This window comes from Streptomyces sp. NPDC005402 (genome assembly GCF_040606575.1).
Taxonomy (GTDB): Bacteria; Actinomycetota; Actinomycetes; order Streptomycetales; family Streptomycetaceae; genus Streptomyces.
In genome coordinates, this window is the sequence record NZ_JBEXFB010000006.1 from 473,996 (window position 1) to 493,573 (window position 19,578).

Below are 19,578 nucleotides of genomic sequence, written 5' to 3' on the forward strand. Positions count from 1 at the left end.
GCAGCGAGCGTCCGCCCCCTGGCGAATACCCAGGGAGCTAGGTTCGATGCAACGAGGCGATCCTCCGTAGCTCAATTGGCAGAGCAGCCGGCTGTTAACCGGCAGGTTACTGGTTCGAGTCCAGTCGGGGGAGCTTCGATCTTCCGTAGCTCAATTGGCAGAGCAGCCGGCTGTTAACCGGCAGGTTACTGGTTCGAGTCCAGTCGGGAGAGCAGGAAGAAGAGGGACCCCGATGGGGTCCTTTTTCATGTCCGCCGCAACCGTGCAGGTCACAGCGGAGTCCTCAAGGGCATGCGAAGTCGCCCCTGCGAAGCAGGAGATCGTATGAGCGGCTATGCTGCGGCAGACGGCGCGCACGCATGTACGCGACACGCCGCTATGGGGCGGTAGCTCAGCCGGTTAGAGCAGCGGACTCATAATCCGTCGGCCGTGGGTTCGAGTCCCACCCGCCCCACTTGTGCAGGCTCCTGACCGGCGGAAACGTTCCTTTTTGGGTGCCGGGCCGGCAACTTTGCCTGAACGGACCGAATCCGCTGCCCGTGGGTTTGGGTTCCGGCAGCGTTCCGGGGAGATCCAACCTCTCTGACCTGCGGTGGTATAGGTGTTTGAGGTTGCCGCTCTCGGTCCGGGCGACTGGTCTGAGGGTCGTCCCCAAGACCCAGGGGCCGTACAGGGGCCCGGAGGGCGCGGCCGGGGTCAGGCCGAGAGGGTTTCCGGGCCGATTTCGTTGTCCCGTTTGCTGGTTCGGCGGCATGGGCTGCCGTCCACCGCGCGGACGGTCGAGTGCCGGGCCTGCGCTGGAGGCGGCGCGGATGCCGGTGCGTCTGGCCGACAGGCCCGAAGCCAGGGGAACGGCCCGAAGAGGAAACGGTCCCATGGACTGGCGCACCGCGTTCATCGAGGCTGAGCCATGCGCGGTCAGCGCACCATCTGGCGCCGGTGAGGAAGATCGCGGCAGAGCTGGAGCGCAGCCCCTCGACGCCGTCGCCGCCGAACTCAACGGCCGACCACGCAAGACGGTCGGCTGGGAAGCCTCACAGAGCGCCTGCATACACTCCTCACGACCGCCTCACACTGACCACGTGTTGCAACAACCTCTGGAATCCCTCTGGGCGGGGGCGTGGCACGGCCGGACCACATCACGGTCCGCGATGCGACCGTGTACCGGCGCTGGAAGTCCCGGGCGGAGCTCGCCGCGGAGGCGCTGGACCACGGCGGTCTCACCGACGACCTTGGGCAGGTCATCATCGGTCCGGGCCGACTCCGCGAGGAACTCGTTGCGACGATTGCCCGCGGCCTTTGGAGCCAGAACCGTTCCCGCGTCGACCTGCACACTGCCCTGCATGACACGGCTCGCCAGGAGCCGGAACTGTGCGGTCTCATCAGGCAGCGATATGTCGACTCCCTGCACCAGGCCATCGAGGGCGTGCTGGCGTACGCGGTGGAGCGCGGCGATCTGCCCCCGCGCCAGGCCGATCCATCAGGAGGTCACTCGATGGCGGTCTCCGCCGCCGTCGCTCTGCTGCTCCACTGGGGGCTTGCCCGCGACCGGCGGGTCAGCGGCGACGACATCGCGGCGATCGTCGACGGCGTCCTCATCCCCTTACTCTGACGGCCATTCGTGCATCGTCACCGGCAGGCGGAGGGTGCGGCGCGCGCTTCGCAGTGTTCGTGTGTACGCCGGTCAATGCGCCGTCCTGGTGTGCCGTTCGTGCTCGATGCCCAGGAGGGCGAGGGCGTTGTGGATGCCCTGGTCGAGGACTTGGTCGGCGAGCTGCGGGTCGGCGAGGGCCCGGGAGAGCTGGAGTGTGCCGGCCATCATGGCGTAGGAGCTGAGTGCCATGGGGCGGACCGAGAGCGGGTCGTCGGGCGCCAGGCGGGAGGCGATGCCGTCGGCGACCGCCAGTACGCCCTCGGTGTAGGCCCGCTTGGTCGGGTGGGTGCAGCGCCCTATCTCGTCGAGCAGGGCGGCGGAGGGGCAGCCGACGTCACGGCTGTCGCGGTGCCAGGGGGACAGGTACCAGCGCACGATCTGTTCGAGGCCGGCGCGGCCCGGTTCCGCGTGCGCGACGATGATCGCGTTCTGGGCCTGCAGCTGGTCGGCGATCGTGGTGGCTACCAGGTCGTCCTTGGACGTGAAGTGGGTGTAGAAGGCGCCGTTGGTCAGCCCGGCGTCCTTCATGAGCGCCGTGATGCCCGAACCGTCGATGCCGTCCTCCTTGAAGCGGCGGCCCGCAGTCTCGATGATCCTCTGCCTGGTCGCCTGCTTGTGCTCTTTCCTGTATCGCACCACACACTCCTCTACGCGCCGGGCGGGCCACTCGCCGTCCAGCGGCTCCTCCAATGTATTGTATTGCGAACGTAATTCAATGACTTCGGGTTCCGGCACCCTCACAGCCGGTGCAGGAGTACCGCCCCTCCGCCCCGCCGTGTTGGACTGCCTGCGTAGCTGGCCCGCATGCGGTTCCGTGGCCGATCACGGGCTCCGCTTGGCGCAGGAAACCCTTGTGCGCCCGGGTCGCCCAGCAGGTCATGTGGGTCGTCAGCGAGCGGGTCGAGGGCGGCGATCGTGCATGTCCTCACCAAAGAGGCTGGCACGTTGCCGCTGTGGGCTGCCCCTTCGTCCGGCGGCAGCACTCCGGTGTTGCCCGGGAGTAGGAGTGAGCGCGATGAGGGCGGGTCGACGGCCACAGGGGCCTGATCGTGGAAACGGATGCCCGGCGTGAACGCGAGGCCAGGCTGCACCCCGGATTCCAGGGGCGAGAACTGAGCCGGAGTCCGCATGGTCGACTACGACAACACCCGCCTCGACTCCGCCCCCGCGCCACCGGTACGGCGCAACTCCCACCCGTGCCTGCAGCGAACCCGGCGCAGCCCTGGCGGCACCCTCCTCGTCGACTTCGAACGGGACATCGTGGGCCGGCACGAGCTCCGCGCGCGTAGTGGCCGGGACTGCGGCGGTCGCGGGCGGAGCTCGCCGAGCTCGCCGGCCAGCCGGTGACGCGGTGAACGCCGCCGTTATCAACGTCCGACGTAGGTGAACCGCCCCTGCCCTGGTGGTGCGCTGTGCTACACGCCCCGGGCGCTCGCCGGAACTCGTGATTCAGCCGCCGTGCATCTCATGCCACTCATCACTTGCGCCACGATGAAAGTATGGTCATACTTCAATGGTCGACGGGTTGCTCAGGGGCCCGATTCAGGGAGTTCTCCCACGCCCTCCTCTGGCCGTCGAATCCGGACTGCAGTCGCGGCCGGGAGACACATGGGAACCGCTCGACGCCCACCTGCGAGGAGGCAGGAGTCGGAGCGTACTGGCGGTAACCCTCACATTGAAGGGCACGACCGTGAACGCACACGAAACACGAGGTGACGTGGTGACGTCGTACAAGAACGCGCAGACCCGCACCGTCACCGCCGACGGAGTGACCTACGCCTACCGCGACCTCGGCCCCCGGACCGGCATGCCAGTCATCTTCATCACCCACCTCGCCGCGGTCCTGGACAACTGGGACCCGAGGGTCGTCGACGGCATCGCCGCCAAGCACCGGGTGATCACCTTCGACAACAGGGGCGTGGGCGCCTCCACCGGCAAGACGCCCAAGACCATCGAGGAGATGGCCAGGGACGCCGTCACCTTCATCCGAGCCCTGGGCTTCGAGCAGGTCGACGTCCTCAGTTTCTCGATGGGCGGCATGATCGCCCAGGTGATCGCCCAGACCGATCCGCAGCTCATCCGCAGGCTGATCCTCGCCGGCACCGGTCCGGCCGGAGGTGAGGGCATCAAGAACGTCACCCGTCTGTCCGACTACGACACCCTCCGGGCGCTGCTCACCCTGCAGGACCCCAAGCAGTTCCTCTTCTTCACCCGTACCCCGAACGGGATCCGGGCCGGCAAGGAGTTCCTGGCCCGCCTGAAGGAGCGCACCAAGGACCGAGACAAGGCCATCTCCCTCATCGCGTACCGCTCCCAGCTCAAGGCCATCCACCGCTGGGGACTGGCACAGCCCCAGGACCTGTCCGTCATCAAGATCCCCGTGCTCGTCGCCAACGGCGACAACGACAGGATGGTTCCGACGCCCAACTCGTACGACATGGACAGGCGGCTGCCGAACTCCGAGCTGGTGATCTACCCCGACGGCGGCCACGGCGGCATCTTCCAGTACCACGAGCAGTTCGTACCGACGGCTCTCGAGTTCTTCGGTCGGCCGTAGGGCCGCGGTGTGATCGGCGCTCGGGCCGAGGAGGTTGACTTAAGAGCCGTGACGCCCGCCGGGCGTCACGGCTCTCGTCGCTTGTTCCACGTCACTGACCTGTTCGCTTCTCGGTCATGCGGCGCCGCGGCGGTTGTCGTGCGGGATGGCGATGCGGAGACTGGTGTGGTCGACGTGCCGTCCGGGCGGCAGGCCCGGGACCTGCGCTGCCGCCACGGCGTGCCGAATGCGCGCAGCGCCGTCGGCGGTACGAGCGGAGGGCCGCCGCGTCGGTGTCGCTTCCGAGATGGCAATTGCCCCGGGGTCACCCGCTCTCGCCGGCGGCGGAAGCGCGGGTGTACGGCACCGGCGTCGTGGCCCTTGTCAGGTGGTCACCCAGCCGGTGTTGACGGGCACCGCGCCAAGGCGAGGGCGTTCTCGATTCCATGCTCGAGGACCTCGTCGGAGAGCTTCCGGTCGGAGAGCGCGCGGGACAGCTGCAGCGTTCCCACCATCATCGTGAAGAGCCCGATCGCCTGGCCGCGGGCGGACTGCGGATCCTCGGGTGCCAGGCGGGCGGCGAACTCGTCCAGGATGGCCCTGGCGCCGTCGGTGTAGGCAGCCTTGGCTCCGTCACCGCAGCGGCCGATCTCGTCGAGCAGGGCTGCGTTCGGGCAGCCGTCGCCGGGGTTGTCCCGGTGTCCGGGCGACAGATACTCGCGGATGAGATCCTCGAGTCCCGCGCGGCCGGGCCGCAGCCCGCCGAACTGCTTCACCAGCGTGCGCAGTTGCTCTGCGATGACGTGGGTGACGAGGTCGTCCTTGGACTCGAAGTGGGCATAGAACGCTCCGTTGGTGAGCCCGGCGTCGGACATCAGCGTGGAGATGCCGGACCCGTCGATGCCGTCCTGCTTGAACCGGTGGCCGGCCCGCTCGATGATCCGCTGCCGCGTGACCTGCTTGTGCTCCTTGGTGTAGCGCGCCACAAGGTCCCTCCCCCACTTTGCCCGGCCATTGCCCTGTATCCCATCGTAATCTATGGTCTGCCGTATGTAATATTACGGTCGACAGGTAATGCTGGTGTTCGACCGCTTTGCTGCCCCTCGGACGGCAAGTCACGGGTCGTTGTGGCGACATGACGGACACCGCTTCTCGATGTCCCGAGCGCACCGCGATCGTCTTGGGTGACGACCACATCACGTACGCCGGCCTCGACGCCTCCGTCGGCTGTGTCTCGAACCTGCTCGTCCTTGCCCGTGGTGCGGTCGCATCCCGAGGGCGTGGTGCCTTGGCGGCCGCGGTGAGAAGGCAGACCGCTTCGACATGGGTACGCATGGCGCCGGCTTCGACCGACGACGGCCCTCCTGCCGGCGTGGTCGGCTTCGGTCAGGATGCATTCGCCGGGGATGCCCTGGTCATGGGAAGTGGGCCGAACTGGATCGGAGCCGCGCGGCGCGACCTCGAGGTCATCGCCGGAACACCGGTGCCGACTGTGTCGTACGTACGCTGAAGCGCCCGAGGAAGGCGACTTCCTCGCGCAAGGCGTTCCGGTCAGGCGGTAGGTCGGGTAGTCGGTGTAGCCGGCCACGCCGCCGCCGTAGAAGGTGGCGGGGTCGGGGGTGCTCAGGGGTGCGCCGGCGCGGATGCGCTCGACCAGGTCGGGGTCGGCGAGGGCCATCGAGTCCACGGTGGCGACGTCGGCGATGCCGTTGTCGATGTCCTTGGCCTGGAAGGCGATGTCGGCGCCGGCCCGGGGTGAGGATCAGCGTGTCAGGACACAGCTCGACTCACGGGTGCGTTTGCTGTCATACCCGCGACCGATACCTGTCCGATGGTATGGCGTACATACTTTTTACGATCCAGGGCGACATACTTGACCGTCCCGCCGGGCATCCGCCGCGGCGGCACGGCTTGTTGCCAGTGGGCCTCGGAAGGTACGCCGGTAGGCCAGTGGTGTGACGCCGATAGCGGCGTGCAGGTGTTCGCGCAGCGAGGTGCCGCTGGCGAAGCCGACCTGGCCGGCGATGTCGTCGACCGGCAGGTCGGTGGATTCCAGCAACTGCCGGGCCCGGTCGACGCGTTGCTGGATGAGCCAGCGTACGGGGCTCAAGCCGACTTCTTCCTTGAAGCGGCGGGCGAAGGTGCGCTGGCTCATGTTCGACTGCTCGGCAAGGTCGCTCAGGGTCAGCGGCTTGTGCAGGTTCTGCAGCGCCCACTGCCGGGCGGCGGACGTGTCGTTCGCCGTTGCGTCGGGGACCGGGTGTTCGATGAACTGCGCCTGGCCTCCGTCGCGCCACGGGGGGACGACGCAGGTGCGGGCCACACGGTTGGCGATCTCGCTGCCGTGGTCCTTGCGGACAAGGTGCAGGCAGACATCGATGCCGGCAGCGGCACCGGCCGAGGTCAGCACGTCGCCTTCGTCGACGAACAGGACGTTCGGGTCGAGTTCCACCTGCGGGTACCACTCCCGGAAGAGGCCCGTGGCGTGCCAGTGCGTGGTGGCCCGGTGCCCGTCGAGCAGCCCCGCCGCGGCCAGCACGAAGGCGCCGGTGCAGGTCGACACGATCCGGGTGCCGGGGGCCACGTACGCGAGGACTTGCGCCAGGTCGACCGACGTCTGACGGCGGGGGTTGCCGGTGTGGAACGGCGCGATGATGACGGTGTCGGCGGTGCGCAACGCCTCCGGGCCATGATCGACGGTGATGGAGAAGTCCGCGTTGGTGCGCACCGGGTGACCGTCGATGGTGCAGGTCACGACCTCGTAGCGGCCGTCCGCGGCGCCGAAGACGCGGTGGGGAATGCCCAGGTCGAACGGGTACACCCCGTGTGAGGCGAGGACAACGACGCGGTGCACCTTGATCACGGCAGGATCCCGTCGAAAATTGGCGATCACGCCATTGTAGGGGCCTGTGACGGCGGCCAGGCTGGGCCCATGACGGACACCGAGACCATGCGAGCCATCAGCCAGGACACCTACGGTACCCCCGACGTGCTGCAGGAGACCCTGCTGCCCAAACCGGCGCCAGGGGTGAGCGAGATCCTGGTCGCCGTCCACGCGGCCGGGGTCAACCCGACCGACTGGGGGAACCGTGCCCGGTCCGCGACCATCGCCCGGCTGCCGCTGGTGCTCGGCTGGGACGTCTCCGGTGTCGTCGAGGCCGTCGGCGTGGGCGTCACCCTGTTCAAGCCCGGCGACGAGGTCTTCGGCATGCTGCCCTACCCGGGTGGAGTCGGCTCGCACGCCGAGTACGTGACCGGGCCGGCCCGCGTCTTCACGCACAAGCCCGCCGGCATCGACCACGTCCAAGCCGGTGCGCTGCCGCTGGCCGCGCTGACCGCCTACCAGGCACTGGTCGACACCGCCGGCGTCCGGGCCGGGCAGCGAGTCCTGATCCACGCGGCGGCCGGCGGCGTCGGTCACCTCGCCGTGCAGATCGCCAAGGCCCGCGGCGCGTACGTGATCGGCACCGCCAGCGCCGCCAAACACGACTTCCTGCGATCCCTCGGTGCCGACGAGGTCATCGACTACCGCGTCGTCGACTTCACCGAGGTGCTCAGGGACATCGACGTGGTCCTCGACCCGATCTCCGGTGACTCCGCCGCCCGCGCCCGATCCGTGGCCGTGCTGCGCCCGGGCGGCACCCTCGTCTCGATCCTTCCGGTACCCGTCGACGCCGGCGAACTGGCGGCGATCGCCGAGCGGGGGATCCGCTACGAGTCGCTGCTGGTCGAGGCCGACCACGCCGGCATGCAGGCCATCGCCGCCCTCGTCGAGACCGGCGCACTGCGCGCCCACATCGACGCCACCTTCCCGCTCGCCGAGGCCGCGAAGGCGCACGCGCTCGGCGAGACCGGCCGCACCACCGGCAAGATCGTGCTGACCGTTCGAGACAGCAAGGCACAGATTGCCAGCCAACTGCTGCATGACGTGTTCGTCCTCGGCGACACGGCCATCGTCGATCGGGTCGTGCGGCCCGATTCCTACATCCAGCACAACCCCCTGGCGCCCGACGGAGCCGACGCCCTCAAATACTTCAGCGGCGCCATGCGACAGCAGTTCCCGCAGGCCGCCTTCGAGCCCCGCCGGATCATCACCGAAGGGGATCTGGTGCTGCTGCACTCCCGCTACGTCATGGTGCCGGGCACCGAGGGTCTGGCCGTGTTCGACCTGTTCCGCTTCGAGGACGGCAAGATCGCCGAGCACTGGGACATCATTCAGGAAGTGCCCGCCACCACGGCCAGCGGCAACGACATGTTCGCCACGCTCAGCGAGCCGCGGACCGAGGCGGTCGGGCAGCGCTGGTTCACCGCCTACAACAAGCGACTCGTCACCGAATTCTTCGACCAGTTGCTGGTCCGCAAGGATCTGACCGCCATCGACACCTACCTGGGCGCCGAGTATCACCAGCACAACCCGCTCCTCTCCGACGGCGCGGACGGCGCGAAAGCCGGCTTGGGCGGGTACTTCGAGCGGTCGCCGCAGCTGAGCGTGACACGGAAACGGGTCATCGCCGAGGGAGATCTGGTCGCCGTGCACAGTCACCAGATCGACGCACCGGGCGAGCGTGGCCGGTCGGTCCTCGACCTCTTCCGGGTCAGGGACGGAAAGATCGTCGAGCACTGGGACTCCGCGCAGGACGTGCCCGAGACCGCCGCCAACGACAACACGATGTTCTGACAGCCGCCGGGGGCGGCGCGAATCGTGTCCAGCCCCATAAGAGCGAGCCGCATTTGGCGTCCAAGATCCGGACAAGTGGGTACTCCGACGTAGCAAGCAGGCACGGAATCGATCATCAGTGTTGTCTACGCTCAGTGATCGATGGAGTCCCGTGCCTGCCCTGCCATCAGCGTTGCTCGAACCGGTCTTCGTCCAGTTCGCCGCGCTGTGTCCTGAGCGACCCGGCTTCGACCCGGGACATCCGCTGGGCTGTCACCGCAGAGCGGTCCCCGGACCGGGTTGTGTTCGAGCTGGTCATCCTCGCGCTGGTCCACGGATCCGGCTGTGAACGGGTGGCCACCGGCCAATGCTCGGACCGTACGATCCGCCGGCGCCCGCACCGGTGGGCGCAAGCCGGCCCGGCCGAACAACTCCACGAACCAGGACGCGATGATCCGCCGCCGCGTCTCCTGCTTGCGCTCTCGCCCGTATCGCACCCCGCGCCCTCCTTCACTCGTCCAGCCGGCCGCTGGCCGCCGCCCCCGGGCCCGCACACCAGCACCTTGTCGCATCACCGAACCGGCTGGGCACGACGAGCGTGCCCAGCGCAGACAGGAGTCTCATCATGGGAATCAGTCCGCAGGCGCAGCAGTTCGCGCAGTTCCTGGAAGGCGTGCGCGCCAAGTGGATGACGCCGGGCCTGGACCTGGGTGTCGTCCGCGACATCGCCGAGACGCACCACCTGGCGTCCACCGAACCGGAAGACGTCACCTACGCCGAGGTCGACGCCGACGGCGTCCCCGCCCTCTGGGCCATCCCCGCCGGCGCCGCCCCCGACCGGGCGCTGCTGCACTTCCACTTCGGCGGATCCGTCACCGCCTCCATGCATTCGGACCGCAAGGCCGCCGGGCACATCGCGAAGGCCGCCGGGATCCGCTCGCTCGTCGTGGACTTCCGCCATGCCCCCGAACACCCCTACCCGGCACAGCTCGACGACGTCGAGACCGCCTACCGGTGGCTGCTCGCACAGGGCTACCAGCCGCAGAACATCGGCAGCACCGGCCACTCCATCGGCGGCACTCTCGCCGTCATGCTGCCCCTGCGGCTGCTCGCCAAGGGCGAGCCCACCCCCGGTGCGATCGTCAGCATCTCGCCATGGGCCGACGTCACCCTCACCAACCCCAAGGTGGATGAGAACGAGGAACACGACAAGATGCTCAGCCGCAACATCCTCGAGCAGATGCGGGCAGCGTATGTGCAGGACCCGGACCTGGACTTCGCCGACCCGCGGCTCAGCCTCGTCAACGCCGACCTGACCGGCCTCCCGCCCACCGTCGTGCACTACGGCGCGTACGAGACCCTCGCCGGCGACGGCGCCGCACTCGCACAACGGCTCACCGAATTCAAGGTCACCTCCGAGGTCCACCCGCTGCCCGAGGGACAACACTCCTTCATCCTCGGCGCCGGCCGCGTACCCGAGGTCGACCAGGCGATCGAGCAGATGGGCCAGTGGCTGCGCCGGCATCTCGGCGCCTGAGTACCACTTAGCTCGTCACCGTCCGGCGATCTTCCGGATTCCACGCCCAGCCGGCCGTATCCGACGTCACGATCCCACCAACCGCAGGTGGATCGTGGCGCCGGATACCGCCCCACAACCCTCACGGAGAAGGTCTCGTGACTCGGCTCGGCGGCCAGATCGCCCTGGTCACCGGCGCGAACCGGGCCTCGGCCGCGAATTCGTCCGGCAACTGCTCGACCGCGGTACCGCGAAGGTCTACGCCGCCGCCCGCGACCCTCGCACGATCGTCGCCGACGCCCCCCGGCTGATCCCGCTCCACCTCGACGTGACGGGCCCCGCCTAGGTAACCCGCGCCGCCGGGATCGCGCAGCACGTGAGCGTCGTGGTGACAACACCGGGATCGCCCGCGTCGGTTCCGTGCTCGACACCGACACCTCCGGTGTCCGTCTCCAACTGGAGGTCAACCTGTTCGGCCCGCTCGCCGTGACCTCAGGCCACTGACCGGTGGATCTGGCTCACCCTTGCGACGGCCCTGGTCGCCGCCGCACGGGGCCTTGGTGATCGCGCCGTCGGCGCTGACGTCGGCCAGATCGGGGCCGATCGTCCGGTGAGACCGCTGGGCGTCGATTCAAGAGCGACGGGATCGACGGTTCGGGGATCGTTGCGCTGATGGCCGCTGCGGGGTTGACCAAGGGTGCGTTCTACGCCCATTTCGACTCCAGGACGATCTGGTCGCGACGGCGGTCGCCGACCAGCTGCGCGCGCAGCGCGAGGCTGTGGGTGCGGCGGTGCCCGGCCAGGCCGGGATGGAGCAGATCCTGCGGGCCTGTCTCTCGGTGCAGCACCGTGACAGTTCTGAGCACGGCTGCCCGTCGGCCGCCCTGCTCGACGAGATCGCTCGCTGCGCGGACGCGACCCGACGTGCGTACACCGACGGGGTGCTCACCGTGATCGACGACGTTGCCGCTCGGGTCGCACCCCAGGACCCGCGCTCGTCACGCGCGCGGACGTTCAGCATCTATGCCCTGGCGTGCGTACGCCGAAGCGCCCGAGGAAGGCGACTCCCTCCGGCGCTGGGGGCTGTGGTCAGGCGGCGTGGGTGGGGTAGTCGGTGTAGCCGGCCGCGCCGCCGCCGTAGAAGGTGGCGGGGTCGGGGTCGTTCAGGGGAGCGCCGACGCGTACGCGCTCCACGAGGTCGGGGTTGGCGAGTGCCATCGAGCCCACGGTGATGACGTCGGCGATGCCGTTGTCGATGTCCTTGGCGCGGGTGGCGATGTCGGTGCCGGCGCGGTTGAGGATCAGTGTGTTCGGCCACAGCTCGCGCAGTGTGCCCAGGAGTTCTTCGTCGCCGCCGTGGGCGAGGTGCAGGTAGGCGAGGTCGAGGGGGGCGAGGGCGCGTACGAGTGCCGGGTAGAGCTCGTGGGTGTCGTCCTCGGTGAGGTCGCCGAGCTGGAAGGGGTTGCCGGGGGAGAAGCGGATGCCGGTGCGGTCGGCTCCGATCTCGTCGGCCACGGCGGTGGCGACCTCGACCGCGAAGCGGATGCGGTTGTCGAGGGAGCCGCCGTACTGGTCGGTGCGCTGGTTGGTGGTGGGGAAGAGGAACTGGTGGATGAGGTAGCCGTTGGCGCCGTGGATCTCGACGCCGTCGGCGCCTGCGGCGATGGCTGCCGCGGCGGCGCGGCGGAAGTCGTCGACCGTCGCGGCGACCTCTTCGGTGGTCAGCTCGCGCGGCTCCGGCATCTTCTGCATCCCGGAGGCGGTGAACATCTGGTCTGCCGGCTTGATGGCGGAGGGGGCCACGGGCTGGCGGTGGTGGGGGGTGTTGTCGGGGTGGGAGATGCGCCCGACGTGCATGAGCTGGATGACGATGCGTCCGTCGGCCTTGTGTACGGCGTCGGTGACCTTGCGCCAGCCGGTGATGTGCGCCTCGGTGTAGATGCCCGGGGTCGTCATATAGCCCTGGCCGTCGTCGGAGGGCTGGGTGCCCTCGGTGATGATGAGGGCGTGCGAGGCGCGCTGGGCGTAGTACTCGGCGTTGAGATCGGTGGGCACGCCGTCTGGGGTGGCCCTGTTGCGGGTCAGGGGGGACATCGCCAGACGGTGCGGTAGGGAAATCTTTCCGGCGACGGTGGGGGTCCACAGGCTGTTGAGCATGCGTGATTCCTCGGGGTGTCGGCATCCGCCATGAGTTCGGCAGATTACATTACGAACATAATGTTTTGTTGGGTGGTGGGCAGCGCAGGAAGGGTTTGGGGGCGTGCGGGGGGGGGGGGGGGCTCCGGAGTTCCTGAGCAGTCGTACGCGGCGATGCTGGAGGTCGGCTGCGCGCAGAAGTCCGACTTCGTGGCCCGCTACCCGCGGCGGTACCGGACACCCGCCTCGACCACACCCAGGTGACCGTTGCGGGGCCCAGGCCGCGGCCTCGGCCTCGATGCCGGCGCTCCCGTGGATCAGTCGCCCAGTTGCTCGGCGAGCTGCGCCTCGATGGCCGGGTACAGCAGGGCCTGGTCGTCGTGCAGCGTGGACTTCACGTTGCGGCTCATCTCGTCGACGATGGCCTCGGGTCGGCCTGCCTCCAGCGCGTCCAGGGCGCTGCGGGCCACGTCGGCCGGCGGGGTCTTGGGGACGTCGAAGCCGGCCTGCATGTCCGTGTCGACCGGCCCGACGTGGACGGCGACGACTTCGGTCCCCTGTGTCTTGAGCTGCTGCCTTGCGGCGTTGGTGTAGCTCCACGCGGCTGCCTTCGACGCCCCGTACGTGGCGGCTACGGGGTATGCCGCCCATGAGGCGACCGAGAGCATGTTGACGAAGGCGCCGCCGCCGTTGGCCGCCACGACTGGGGCGAACGCCTGCGTCATGGAGATGAGCCCGAAGTAGTTCACCTCCAGCTCGCTGCGCGCCACGTCGAGCGAGGCGGAGAGGGGGAAGTTGGCGCTGGCGACACCGGCGTTGTTCACGACGATCGAGACGTCGGCGAACTGGGCAGCGGCCGCGGCGACGGCTGCCGGGTCCGTGACGTCCAAGGCGACGGGCGTGAGCCGCGGGTCCGTGATGGTGGTGACGTCGCGGACAGCCGCGTACACCTTGGTCGCGCCGCGGGCGAGGAGCTCGTCCGCGAAGGCCTTGCCGATGCCACGGTTGGCGCCGGTCACCAGAGCTACCGAACCTTCGATCTTCATGTCCGTCTCTTCTCGTCAGGTGGTTCTTCGGGGGTGGGGGCACACCCAGGACGTGCCGTTCGCCTTTTCGGGCGCGGCTGCTTACTCGTCGAGGAACTGAAGGGCGTGCTTCAGGAACCGCTCGGGGTACTGGAAGTGCGCTGCGTGCCCGGCGTCGGGGTAGATCAGCAGTTGGGCGTTGGGGATGTTCTGGACGAGGTGCCAGGAGTTGATCGAGGCGATCATCACGTCGTTCGTGCCGTTGAGGACCAGGGTCGGCTGGGTGATCGCGTTCAGGAAGGCGTAGGGGTTCTCGCCGGGCAGCGGGTCCCCGTAGGCGGTGGCGGCTTCGAACTGCGCCTGCCCGACGGCGGGCGAGCTCGGAGGGTCCTGGTCGGCCCGCTGGTGGCGGCGCTCCCAGAAGGCCCGGCCCGCTTCGACCGCGGCCTCGGAACGGCCGAAGAACAGGAAGAGGAAGTCCTCCAGGCCGGGGACCGGATTCAGCGCCACCTCGGGCACCTTGGGGTCCATCGTCGGGTCCCCGCCGCGCAGGCCGGTGCCGAGCAGGAGGAGCTTGCGCACCAGCTGGGGGTGGCGCAGCGCGACCTCCTGCACCTGCCAGCCGCCGATCGAGAACCCGAGCAGATCGACCTGCTCCAGCCCCAGAGCCCGGATGACCGCGGCGATGTCGTCGGCCATGTCCTCCATCCGGTTGCGCGGCGTGCCGGATGACGAGGCGATGCCGCGCCCGTTGAAGAGGATGACCTCTCGGCCTTCGGCCAGGCCGTCGGTGAGCAGGGGGTCCCAGTGGTCCATTCCCCCGCGGAAGTGCTGGACCAGGAAGATCGGGACGCCGGAGGGCTTGCCCCAGCGTCGGTAGGCGAACCGGTCGCCGTCGACCTCGACGTACTGCGTCGGGGCGGTCACATGCGTATCGCTCATGGCCTGAGCCTTTCTGGAGGGGGATGAGCAATACGATGACGTTCGTAATCTAAAAAGTCAAGCTCTTAGATGTCGATCGACATCTATGTATGCTTGACCAGCGAGCGTCGACCGTAGGAGGAGGGGGCTGGACATGCGAGTGACCAAGGCGCAGGCGGAGCAGAACCGTGCGCACATCGTCGCGACAGCAGCCGGACTGTTCCGTGAGCGCGGCTATGACGGGGTCGGTGTGGCGGAACTGATGGCAGCCGCCGGGTTCACCCATGGCGGGTTCTACAAGCACTTCCGCTCCAAGGCCGACCTGATGGCAGAGGCGTCCGCGAGCGGGCTCTCGCAGATCGCGGCACGGGCAGAAGGTCTGGGCCCGGCCGAGTTCGTCGGGAGCTATGTGTCCCGGGAGCATCGCGACGGGCGCGGTGACGGTTGCACCATCGCGGCCCTCAGTGGCGATGCCGCACGTCAGCCGACAGACATAAAAGGAGAGTTCGCCGCCGGGATCGAGCAGTTGCTGACGGCCCTTCAGGCCCCAAGCGACACGCCGGGGGATGCGGACCAGCGCGTGGACCGCACCACGCTGATCGACATGCTCGCCCATTCGGTCGGCGCGGTCATGCTGTCGCGGGCATGCCCGGACGATTCTCCGCTGGCGGACGAAATCCTCGACGTCTGCCGCAAGGAGATTCTCGTCTCGCTGGCGCACGTCAGCGGTGATCAGCCGGCGGCACAGGGCCCAGAAGCCTGACCGCAGCCGACCGACGCAGGGCGCGAGCACCCGAGGGTCGGACACTGACGCAAAAGCCTGCGATTTCAAGCCGCTGGAGCGGCGTTACAGCAGAAGCCCTCTCGAAGGAGGGCCTGGCACCGCTGCCGAAAAGTGTTCATGTGTCGGCGACGAAGCCACGGCACATGACGCGAGAACGATCGACTCGCACGTCACGACCGTGCGCGGTGGGGCATCGTCCGTCGCGTTTTCCGTGCTCGGGCCCGGCGGGTGCGGCGGGGCCTTCCGGCCGGGAGTTGACGGCCGGGCTGCCGTTGAGGCGTGCCCGGCCGCCATGGGAGCCCTGGTGGGTGGAGGGATGGCCCCCCGGGGGTGTCGCGGCGCCGACGGGCGCCCTGTGGGGCGCTGCGGTCAGTCGTGAGCGATCAGAGGGCTTCGCTGACCCGGCCGATGTACTCACCCAGCTGGTACTCGACGTCGAGGCCCTTTTCGGCGACCACTGCGCCGAGCCTGACCGCACGCGCGGCGAATCCCGGCTGAGTCAGGGTGCCCGCGAACTCACCGAAGGCGGCGACCAGGTGGGCGTCCGGCGGCAGTGTCGCCCGGTTGACCTGGGACTTCGCGGTGGCAATTGCCTGCCGGTCGAAGGAGGCGAGACGGGCGACCGTCGCGTCGACGAAGGCGTCGAGCTCCGCGTCGGGCAGGGCCCGGGTGACCCATCCCCAGCGCTCTGCAGTGTCGGCGTCGTAGTCGGCGCTGGTCAGGATCGCCTCCAGCGCGCGGTCGCGGCCGATGGCGCGCGGCAGGCGTTCGCCGCCGCCTCCGCCGGGGACGAGGCCCAGGCCGACCTCGGGCTGGCCGAAGAACGCCTTCTCGCGGCTGGCGTAGCGCAGGTCACAGGCCAGTGCCAGCTCGTTGCCTGCGCCCCGGGTACGGCCCCGGATGGCCGCGATGCTGACGAACGGGGCCTTGGTCAGCCGCAGGACCATGTCGGTCCAGAGCGGATTGTCGTCCTCGTGCTCGGGCGCGGGGAGGTCGGCGGCCGCGGCGGCGTCGAAGTGGTTGATGAAGAAGTCGGGAAGTTCGCTGGCGAAGACGACGACCTGGATGTCCGGGTCGTTCTCGAGCTCCTGGACGATCTTGTGCAGCGTCACGATGGACTCGGGGACCACCAGGTTCACGGGAGGATTCGAGAACGTGATTTTCGCGGTCCGCGGGGTCGTCCGCTCCAGGCGGATCGTGCTGGGCTGGCTCATGGCGTGGTTTCCGTTTCGTAGCGGGCTTGGGCTTGGGCTTGCGTGGCCGTGATCGCGTCCGGCGACCACGGAGCTGTTGGGCCTGGCGGGGTGCGGGTGTCACCGACTTGTCAGTCGGAGCTGCATCGGCTGGGCCGGTCCCGCCTGCACCCGTGCGGCATGGTGTGGGCTCCATCCGTTCGCGCTGATGGCGAGCCACCGCTCGGTCCCCACCATGTACCTCACGGTCGTAATGCAATGGATCGAAAAACGCCCAGTAGGCAAGACCCGACACGCGGGGGAACCATCGCCGGCCGTTTGGCATGTCTGGCCGACCGGCGAATCGCAGATGCTGTGCCGTGGTGTTCCCTTGGCGAACGTGCCCGGCGGTTGGCCGGTGGTGGGTGCGTCTCAGGGGAGCTGCGGGTAGAGCGCCGAGACGCCCCCGGACAGTGCTGCCTGGGCCTGGCGGGCGGCGTTGTCGGCGAGGATCTCGTAGGCGCCGGTGGCGATGCCGTCCACGGCGATGCGCGCGATGTCGGCCGGGTCGGACTTGGCCGCGTCGACGGTCCGGACCATGTCGGTGTCCATGTAGCCGACGTGCAGACCGGCCACCCGTATGTTCTGGTCGGCGAGCTGCACGCGCAGGGCGTTGGTGAGCGACCACTCCGCGGACTTGGCGGCGCAGTAGGCGCCGAGTTCCGGGAAGCTGACCCAGGACAGGCCGGACAGGACGTTCAGGATCGCCCCGCCGCCGTTCGCTGCGATCTGGGGTGCGAAGGCGCGGGTCACCGTCAGGGTGCCGAGGTAGTGGGTGTCCATCTCCAGGCGGATGTCGTCCAGGTCGGCGGCGAGCAGGTCGGCACCGGTGGACGACCCGGCGTTGTTGACCAGGATGGTCACGTCGCCGGTGGCCGCGGCGGCGGCCGCGACGGAGGCGGGGTCGGTGATGTCGAGTGCGATCGGCTTGGCGCCGGGCAGGTCGACCTGGTCGGGATTGCGGGCGCCCGCATAGACGGTGGCGCCGCGGCTGAGCAGTTCGGCTGCGAGGGCCCGGCCGAAGCCGCGGTTGGCTCCGGTGACAAGGGCGGTGCTGGCGGAGAGGTTCATGAAGGTTCCCGGTGAAGTGGAGAGGAGATGACCAGGGCGCGGATGGCATGGCCTGACGTGGCCCAGGTTTATTGAATTACGGTCGTAATAGTAAGCAGGCTGAGTCAGTGATCGCAACCGATCCGCCCGGTGACGGCGCTGCGCCGGGGCACCTTGCCGGAGCACCGCCAAGGAGCTGATCGACGCGGGCAAGGTCAAGTGCTTCGGTCTGAGCGAGACCGGCCCGCAGACCACCCGCAGGGCGCAAGTCGTACAGCCGGTCCCGTCCATCTGCCCGGGTGCTCCTGTTCGAGCGGGACGTAGAGCAGCTCTTCCCGATCTTCGACGAACTGGGCGTCGGCTTCGTCGCCTGCTCACCTCTCAGCCGCGGCTTCATCAGCGGCACCGCCAAACCCGCTGGCGGATGCGACGTCACCGACATGCGCAACGTCGACCGCTGGCAGCCCGGCAACTTCTCCGCCCGTACGTCGCTCCGCCCTTTGATCGGCATGAAGCCGCGGGAGAGTCCCCGGCGGAGGGGTAACCTCCACACCGCGCGCATGAAGACGACGTCCGCCCGATCCCTCCAGCTCACTCTGGGAGAAGGCGACTGAGCTGGATAGTAGAGGGGCGGAGCCTCTGGGCGTTGGAAGGCAAATCCGCTGTGCGAAGGTTCTATCCCCTTGGTTGAACTGTGCGGACATGGCTGCTTCCGTGACGACCGTCCAACTCATCGACCTCCAGGGGCCATTGAGGGGTCGCAAGGACAGGAACAGACCGACAAGCACTGCAAAGGGCTGACACGGATCAGCACGTCTGACCTGCAGAACGGCGTGAATCGGCACTGATCGACAAGGGGCTCATGATCCGTCGGTCGTGGGTTCGAGTCGCACCCGCCCCACTTGTGCAGGCTTCTGACCCGCGGAAACGTTCCTTTTTGGGTGTCGGATCGTCAACTTCGCCTGAACGGACTGAATCCGCTGCTCGTGGGTTTGGAGTCCGGTAGCGGTCGGGGGAGTTCCAACCCCTCTGGCCTGCGGCGGAGTAGGTGCTCGCGGTTACCGATCGTCGTTCGGGCGACTGCTCTGAGGGGCGATGCCAAGCCGCAGGGGCCGTACAGGGGCCGGGACGGCGCGGTCGTGTTCAGTCGACGGTGTCTCGGGGCGGTTCGTTGTCCCATTAGCCGGTTGTGCGGCAGGGCCGCCATCGCGCTGTGCAGACACTGTCGCCCTCGCTGTGGTCCATCTGCGATGACGTCCAGGGGTGGGGAAACCGCCCCAAGAGGAAACCGCCCGGACGGGTTACTCGCCCCTCTTGGGTAGAGCCCTGCGGTTCGGCCGTCAGGCCGGTGTGACGGTCGCCCCCGCACTCTTTCCAGGGCAGGTTCAGGCCCCGAGAACGAACCTCAGAAGATCAACGAAGCCCTCCCGCGTCATGTCACACCACACCCGTCGCCTTCTGTAGCCGGCTCGCATCCCTGGGCGAGGCCAGGAAGATCACCGTCCGATGCAGCAGCATGATCAGCGGGCATGCTCGGGCCCGCGAGCTGCACCGGCTTACCTGGGCAAGTCGGCGTGTCGAGTCAGGGGACCCGCTGACGGCAGGGTCCCAGGTCGCCCTCGCCTGCTTGGCGACGGGCCAGGAGAAGAGGACGAGCAGACAGGTGTCGCCTGATGACCATCAGGTGACCGCTGTCCGCCCGGCGATTCACCGGAGTCCAGGGAATGCTTGGGGAGCGCCACCGCGAGCGATCAGCCGCCGACACGCCGCGCAAACACCCGAAACGCTCCGGAAGGAATCTCACGCCATGACTACGACCGCGCCCAAGGCTCCGACTGCACCAGGGGTGCGGTCCTGGTGGGGAATCCCGTACGCCACCGCCGAGCGGTATCGCCGCCCCGTGGTCGCGGACTTCGCTCCGGACCGACCCTATGACCGCAAGGGCGTCGTCTCTGTCCAGCCCGACAGCGGCGACTGGCTAGAAGCTGACAGCGGGATGGGCGAGGACTGCCTGAACCTGAACGTATGGGCCCCCGAGCAGCCGGCCGACAAGGCGCTCCCGGTGAC

Annotated in this window: 17 protein-coding genes, 3 tRNA genes and 3 pseudogenes; 14 read left to right on the plus strand and 9 right to left on the minus strand. The window is 68.5% G+C overall.

Annotated features, from left to right (window positions below; genetic code table 11):
• Positions 1–60: 60 nt before the first annotated feature.
• The 4 genes from ABZT02_RS15040 to ABZT02_RS15055 all read left to right on the plus strand — a co-directional run bounded on the left by ABZT02_RS15040 (position 61) and on the right by ABZT02_RS15055 (position 1,612).
• Positions 61–133 (plus strand) — tRNA-Asn (locus tag ABZT02_RS15040).
• Between the two features lie 6 nt (positions 134–139).
• A tRNA-Asn gene (locus ABZT02_RS15045) sits at positions 140–212 on the plus strand.
• Positions 213–380: 168 nt separating this feature from the next.
• Positions 381–454: transfer RNA gene (locus tag ABZT02_RS15050), tRNA-Ile, on the plus strand.
• Between the two features lie 666 nt (positions 455–1,120).
• The gene (locus ABZT02_RS15055; protein ID WP_356017935.1) at positions 1,121–1,612 is read left to right on the plus strand and encodes a TetR/AcrR family transcriptional regulator C-terminal ligand-binding domain-containing protein; all 492 of its coding nucleotides are present in this window, start codon (positions 1,121–1,123) and stop codon (positions 1,610–1,612) included.
• A gap of 72 nt (positions 1,613–1,684) precedes the next feature.
• Here the strand turns inward: ABZT02_RS15055 and ABZT02_RS15060 are convergent, their stop codons facing one another.
• Positions 1,685–2,293 carry a TetR/AcrR family transcriptional regulator gene (locus tag ABZT02_RS15060; RefSeq protein WP_356017937.1) on the minus strand — a complete coding sequence of 203 codons (609 nt, stop codon included), beginning with the start codon at positions 2,291–2,293 and terminating at the stop codon, positions 1,685–1,687.
• 489 nt (positions 2,294–2,782) lie between these two features.
• Here ABZT02_RS15060 and ABZT02_RS15065 point away from each other — a divergent pair, with 489 nt between their 5' ends.
• Both ABZT02_RS15065 and ABZT02_RS15070 read left to right on the plus strand, forming a co-directional pair.
• Entirely contained in the window at positions 2,783–3,001 is a 219-nt protein-coding gene (locus ABZT02_RS15065; RefSeq protein ID WP_356017939.1) for a hypothetical protein, read from the plus strand.
• Between the two features lie 343 nt (positions 3,002–3,344).
• A complete protein-coding gene (locus tag ABZT02_RS15070) occupies positions 3,345–4,211 on the plus strand; it encodes an alpha/beta hydrolase (protein ID WP_356017941.1) in 867 nt (288 codons plus the stop codon).
• 371 nt (positions 4,212–4,582) lie between these two features.
• Here ABZT02_RS15070 and ABZT02_RS15075 read toward each other — a convergent pair whose 3' ends face one another.
• On the minus strand, positions 4,583–5,176 hold the full coding sequence (locus tag ABZT02_RS15075) for a TetR family transcriptional regulator (RefSeq protein WP_256915190.1): 594 nt from the start codon (positions 5,174–5,176) through the stop codon (positions 4,583–4,585).
• Between the two features lie 149 nt (positions 5,177–5,325).
• Between ABZT02_RS15075 and ABZT02_RS15080 the strand changes: the two genes are divergently transcribed.
• Positions 5,326–5,700, plus strand: coding sequence for a hypothetical protein (locus tag ABZT02_RS15080; RefSeq protein ID WP_356017946.1), 375 nt, complete (start codon positions 5,326–5,328; stop codon positions 5,698–5,700).
• Positions 5,701–6,042: 342 nt separating this feature from the next.
• On the opposite strand, the gene ABZT02_RS15085 is transcribed toward ABZT02_RS15080, so the two are convergent.
• Positions 6,043–7,083, minus strand: coding sequence for a helix-turn-helix domain-containing protein (locus ABZT02_RS15085; protein ID WP_356017948.1), 1,041 nt, complete (start codon positions 7,081–7,083; stop codon positions 6,043–6,045).
• A gap of 57 nt (positions 7,084–7,140) precedes the next feature.
• On the opposite strand from ABZT02_RS15085, the pseudogene ABZT02_RS15090 reads away from it, so the two are divergent.
• From ABZT02_RS15090 to ABZT02_RS15105, 4 genes and pseudogenes are all read left to right on the plus strand, one after another.
• Positions 7,141–8,076 (plus strand): annotated as a pseudogene (locus ABZT02_RS15090) (NADP-dependent oxidoreductase); the annotation flags it as partial.
• A 33-nt stretch (positions 8,077–8,109) separates the two neighbouring features.
• Positions 8,110–8,868: pseudogene (locus tag ABZT02_RS15095) on the plus strand (nuclear transport factor 2 family protein); the annotation flags it as partial.
• Positions 8,869–9,019: 151 nt separating this feature from the next.
• Positions 9,020–9,284: pseudogene (locus ABZT02_RS15100) on the plus strand (IS5/IS1182 family transposase); the annotation flags it as partial.
• 188 nt (positions 9,285–9,472) lie between these two features.
• Positions 9,473–10,384, plus strand: a complete 912-nt coding sequence (locus ABZT02_RS15105; protein ID WP_356017950.1) for an alpha/beta hydrolase — start codon at positions 9,473–9,475, stop codon at positions 10,382–10,384.
• Positions 10,385–11,067: 683 nt separating this feature from the next.
• Here ABZT02_RS15105 and ABZT02_RS15110 read toward each other — a convergent pair.
• The 4 genes from ABZT02_RS15110 to ABZT02_RS15125 form a co-directional block, all read right to left on the minus strand.
• Positions 11,068–11,211 carry a hypothetical protein gene (locus tag ABZT02_RS15110; protein ID WP_256915187.1) on the minus strand — a complete coding sequence of 48 codons (144 nt, stop codon included), beginning with the start codon at positions 11,209–11,211 and terminating at the stop codon, positions 11,068–11,070.
• A gap of 241 nt (positions 11,212–11,452) precedes the next feature.
• Positions 11,453–12,520, minus strand: coding sequence for an alkene reductase (locus ABZT02_RS15115; RefSeq protein ID WP_356017954.1), 1,068 nt, complete (start codon positions 12,518–12,520; stop codon positions 11,453–11,455).
• 296 nt (positions 12,521–12,816) lie between these two features.
• Positions 12,817–13,545: an SDR family oxidoreductase gene (locus ABZT02_RS15120; RefSeq protein ID WP_256915185.1), complete on the minus strand. Its 729-nt coding sequence runs from the start codon at positions 13,543–13,545 to the stop codon at positions 12,817–12,819.
• Between the two features lie 81 nt (positions 13,546–13,626).
• Positions 13,627–14,466: an alpha/beta hydrolase gene (locus ABZT02_RS15125; RefSeq protein ID WP_356017957.1), complete on the minus strand. Its 840-nt coding sequence runs from the start codon at positions 14,464–14,466 to the stop codon at positions 13,627–13,629.
• Positions 14,467–14,599: 133 nt separating this feature from the next.
• Here ABZT02_RS15125 and ABZT02_RS15130 point away from each other — a divergent pair, with 133 nt between their 5' ends.
• On the plus strand, positions 14,600–15,208 hold the full coding sequence (locus ABZT02_RS15130) for a TetR family transcriptional regulator (protein ID WP_356017959.1): 609 nt from the start codon (positions 14,600–14,602) through the stop codon (positions 15,206–15,208).
• Positions 15,209–15,612: 404 nt separating this feature from the next.
• Here ABZT02_RS15130 and ABZT02_RS15135 read toward each other — a convergent pair whose 3' ends face one another.
• Both ABZT02_RS15135 and ABZT02_RS15140 read right to left on the minus strand, forming a co-directional pair.
• Positions 15,613–16,443 carry an enoyl-CoA hydratase/isomerase family protein gene (locus ABZT02_RS15135; protein ID WP_356017960.1) on the minus strand — a complete coding sequence of 277 codons (831 nt, stop codon included), beginning with the start codon at positions 16,441–16,443 and terminating at the stop codon, positions 15,613–15,615.
• A 390-nt stretch (positions 16,444–16,833) separates the two neighbouring features.
• Positions 16,834–17,532 (minus strand): SDR family oxidoreductase, encoded by a 699-nt coding sequence (locus ABZT02_RS15140; RefSeq protein ID WP_356017963.1) that lies wholly within the window; start codon positions 17,530–17,532, stop codon positions 16,834–16,836.
• Between the two features lie 278 nt (positions 17,533–17,810).
• Here ABZT02_RS15140 and ABZT02_RS15145 point away from each other — a divergent pair, with 278 nt between their 5' ends.
• Together ABZT02_RS15145 and ABZT02_RS15150 are read left to right on the plus strand one after the other, a co-directional pair.
• Positions 17,811–18,125 carry a hypothetical protein gene (locus ABZT02_RS15145; RefSeq protein ID WP_356017965.1) on the plus strand — a complete coding sequence of 105 codons (315 nt, stop codon included), beginning with the start codon at positions 17,811–17,813 and terminating at the stop codon, positions 18,123–18,125.
• 1,193 nt (positions 18,126–19,318) lie between these two features.
• Positions 19,319–19,578 (plus strand): carboxylesterase family protein (locus ABZT02_RS15150; RefSeq protein ID WP_356017967.1); only part of this gene is annotated, 260 nt, incomplete at its 3' end.

Coding starts and splice junctions, on each gene's coding strand:
- ABZT02_RS15065 (WP_356017939.1), top strand. CDS start 2,783: ATGGTCGACTACGACAACACCCGCCTCGACTCCGCCCCCGCGCCACCG.
- ABZT02_RS15080 (WP_356017946.1), top strand. CDS start 5,326: ATGACGGACACCGCTTCTCGATGTCCCGAGCGCACCGCGATCGTCTTG.
- ABZT02_RS15105 (WP_356017950.1), top strand. CDS start 9,473: ATGGGAATCAGTCCGCAGGCGCAGCAGTTCGCGCAGTTCCTGGAAGGC.
- ABZT02_RS15115 (WP_356017954.1), bottom strand. CDS start 12,520: ATGCTCAACAGCCTGTGGACCCCCACCGTCGCCGGAAAGATTTCCCTA.
- ABZT02_RS15120 (WP_256915185.1), bottom strand. CDS start 13,545: ATGAAGATCGAAGGTTCGGTAGCTCTGGTGACCGGCGCCAACCGTGGC.
- ABZT02_RS15125 (WP_356017957.1), bottom strand. CDS start 14,466: ATGAGCGATACGCATGTGACCGCCCCGACGCAGTACGTCGAGGTCGAC.
- ABZT02_RS15130 (WP_356017959.1), top strand. CDS start 14,600: ATGCGAGTGACCAAGGCGCAGGCGGAGCAGAACCGTGCGCACATCGTC.
- ABZT02_RS15135 (WP_356017960.1), bottom strand. CDS start 16,443: ATGAGCCAGCCCAGCACGATCCGCCTGGAGCGGACGACCCCGCGGACC.
- ABZT02_RS15140 (WP_356017963.1), bottom strand. CDS start 17,532: ATGAACCTCTCCGCCAGCACCGCCCTTGTCACCGGAGCCAACCGCGGC.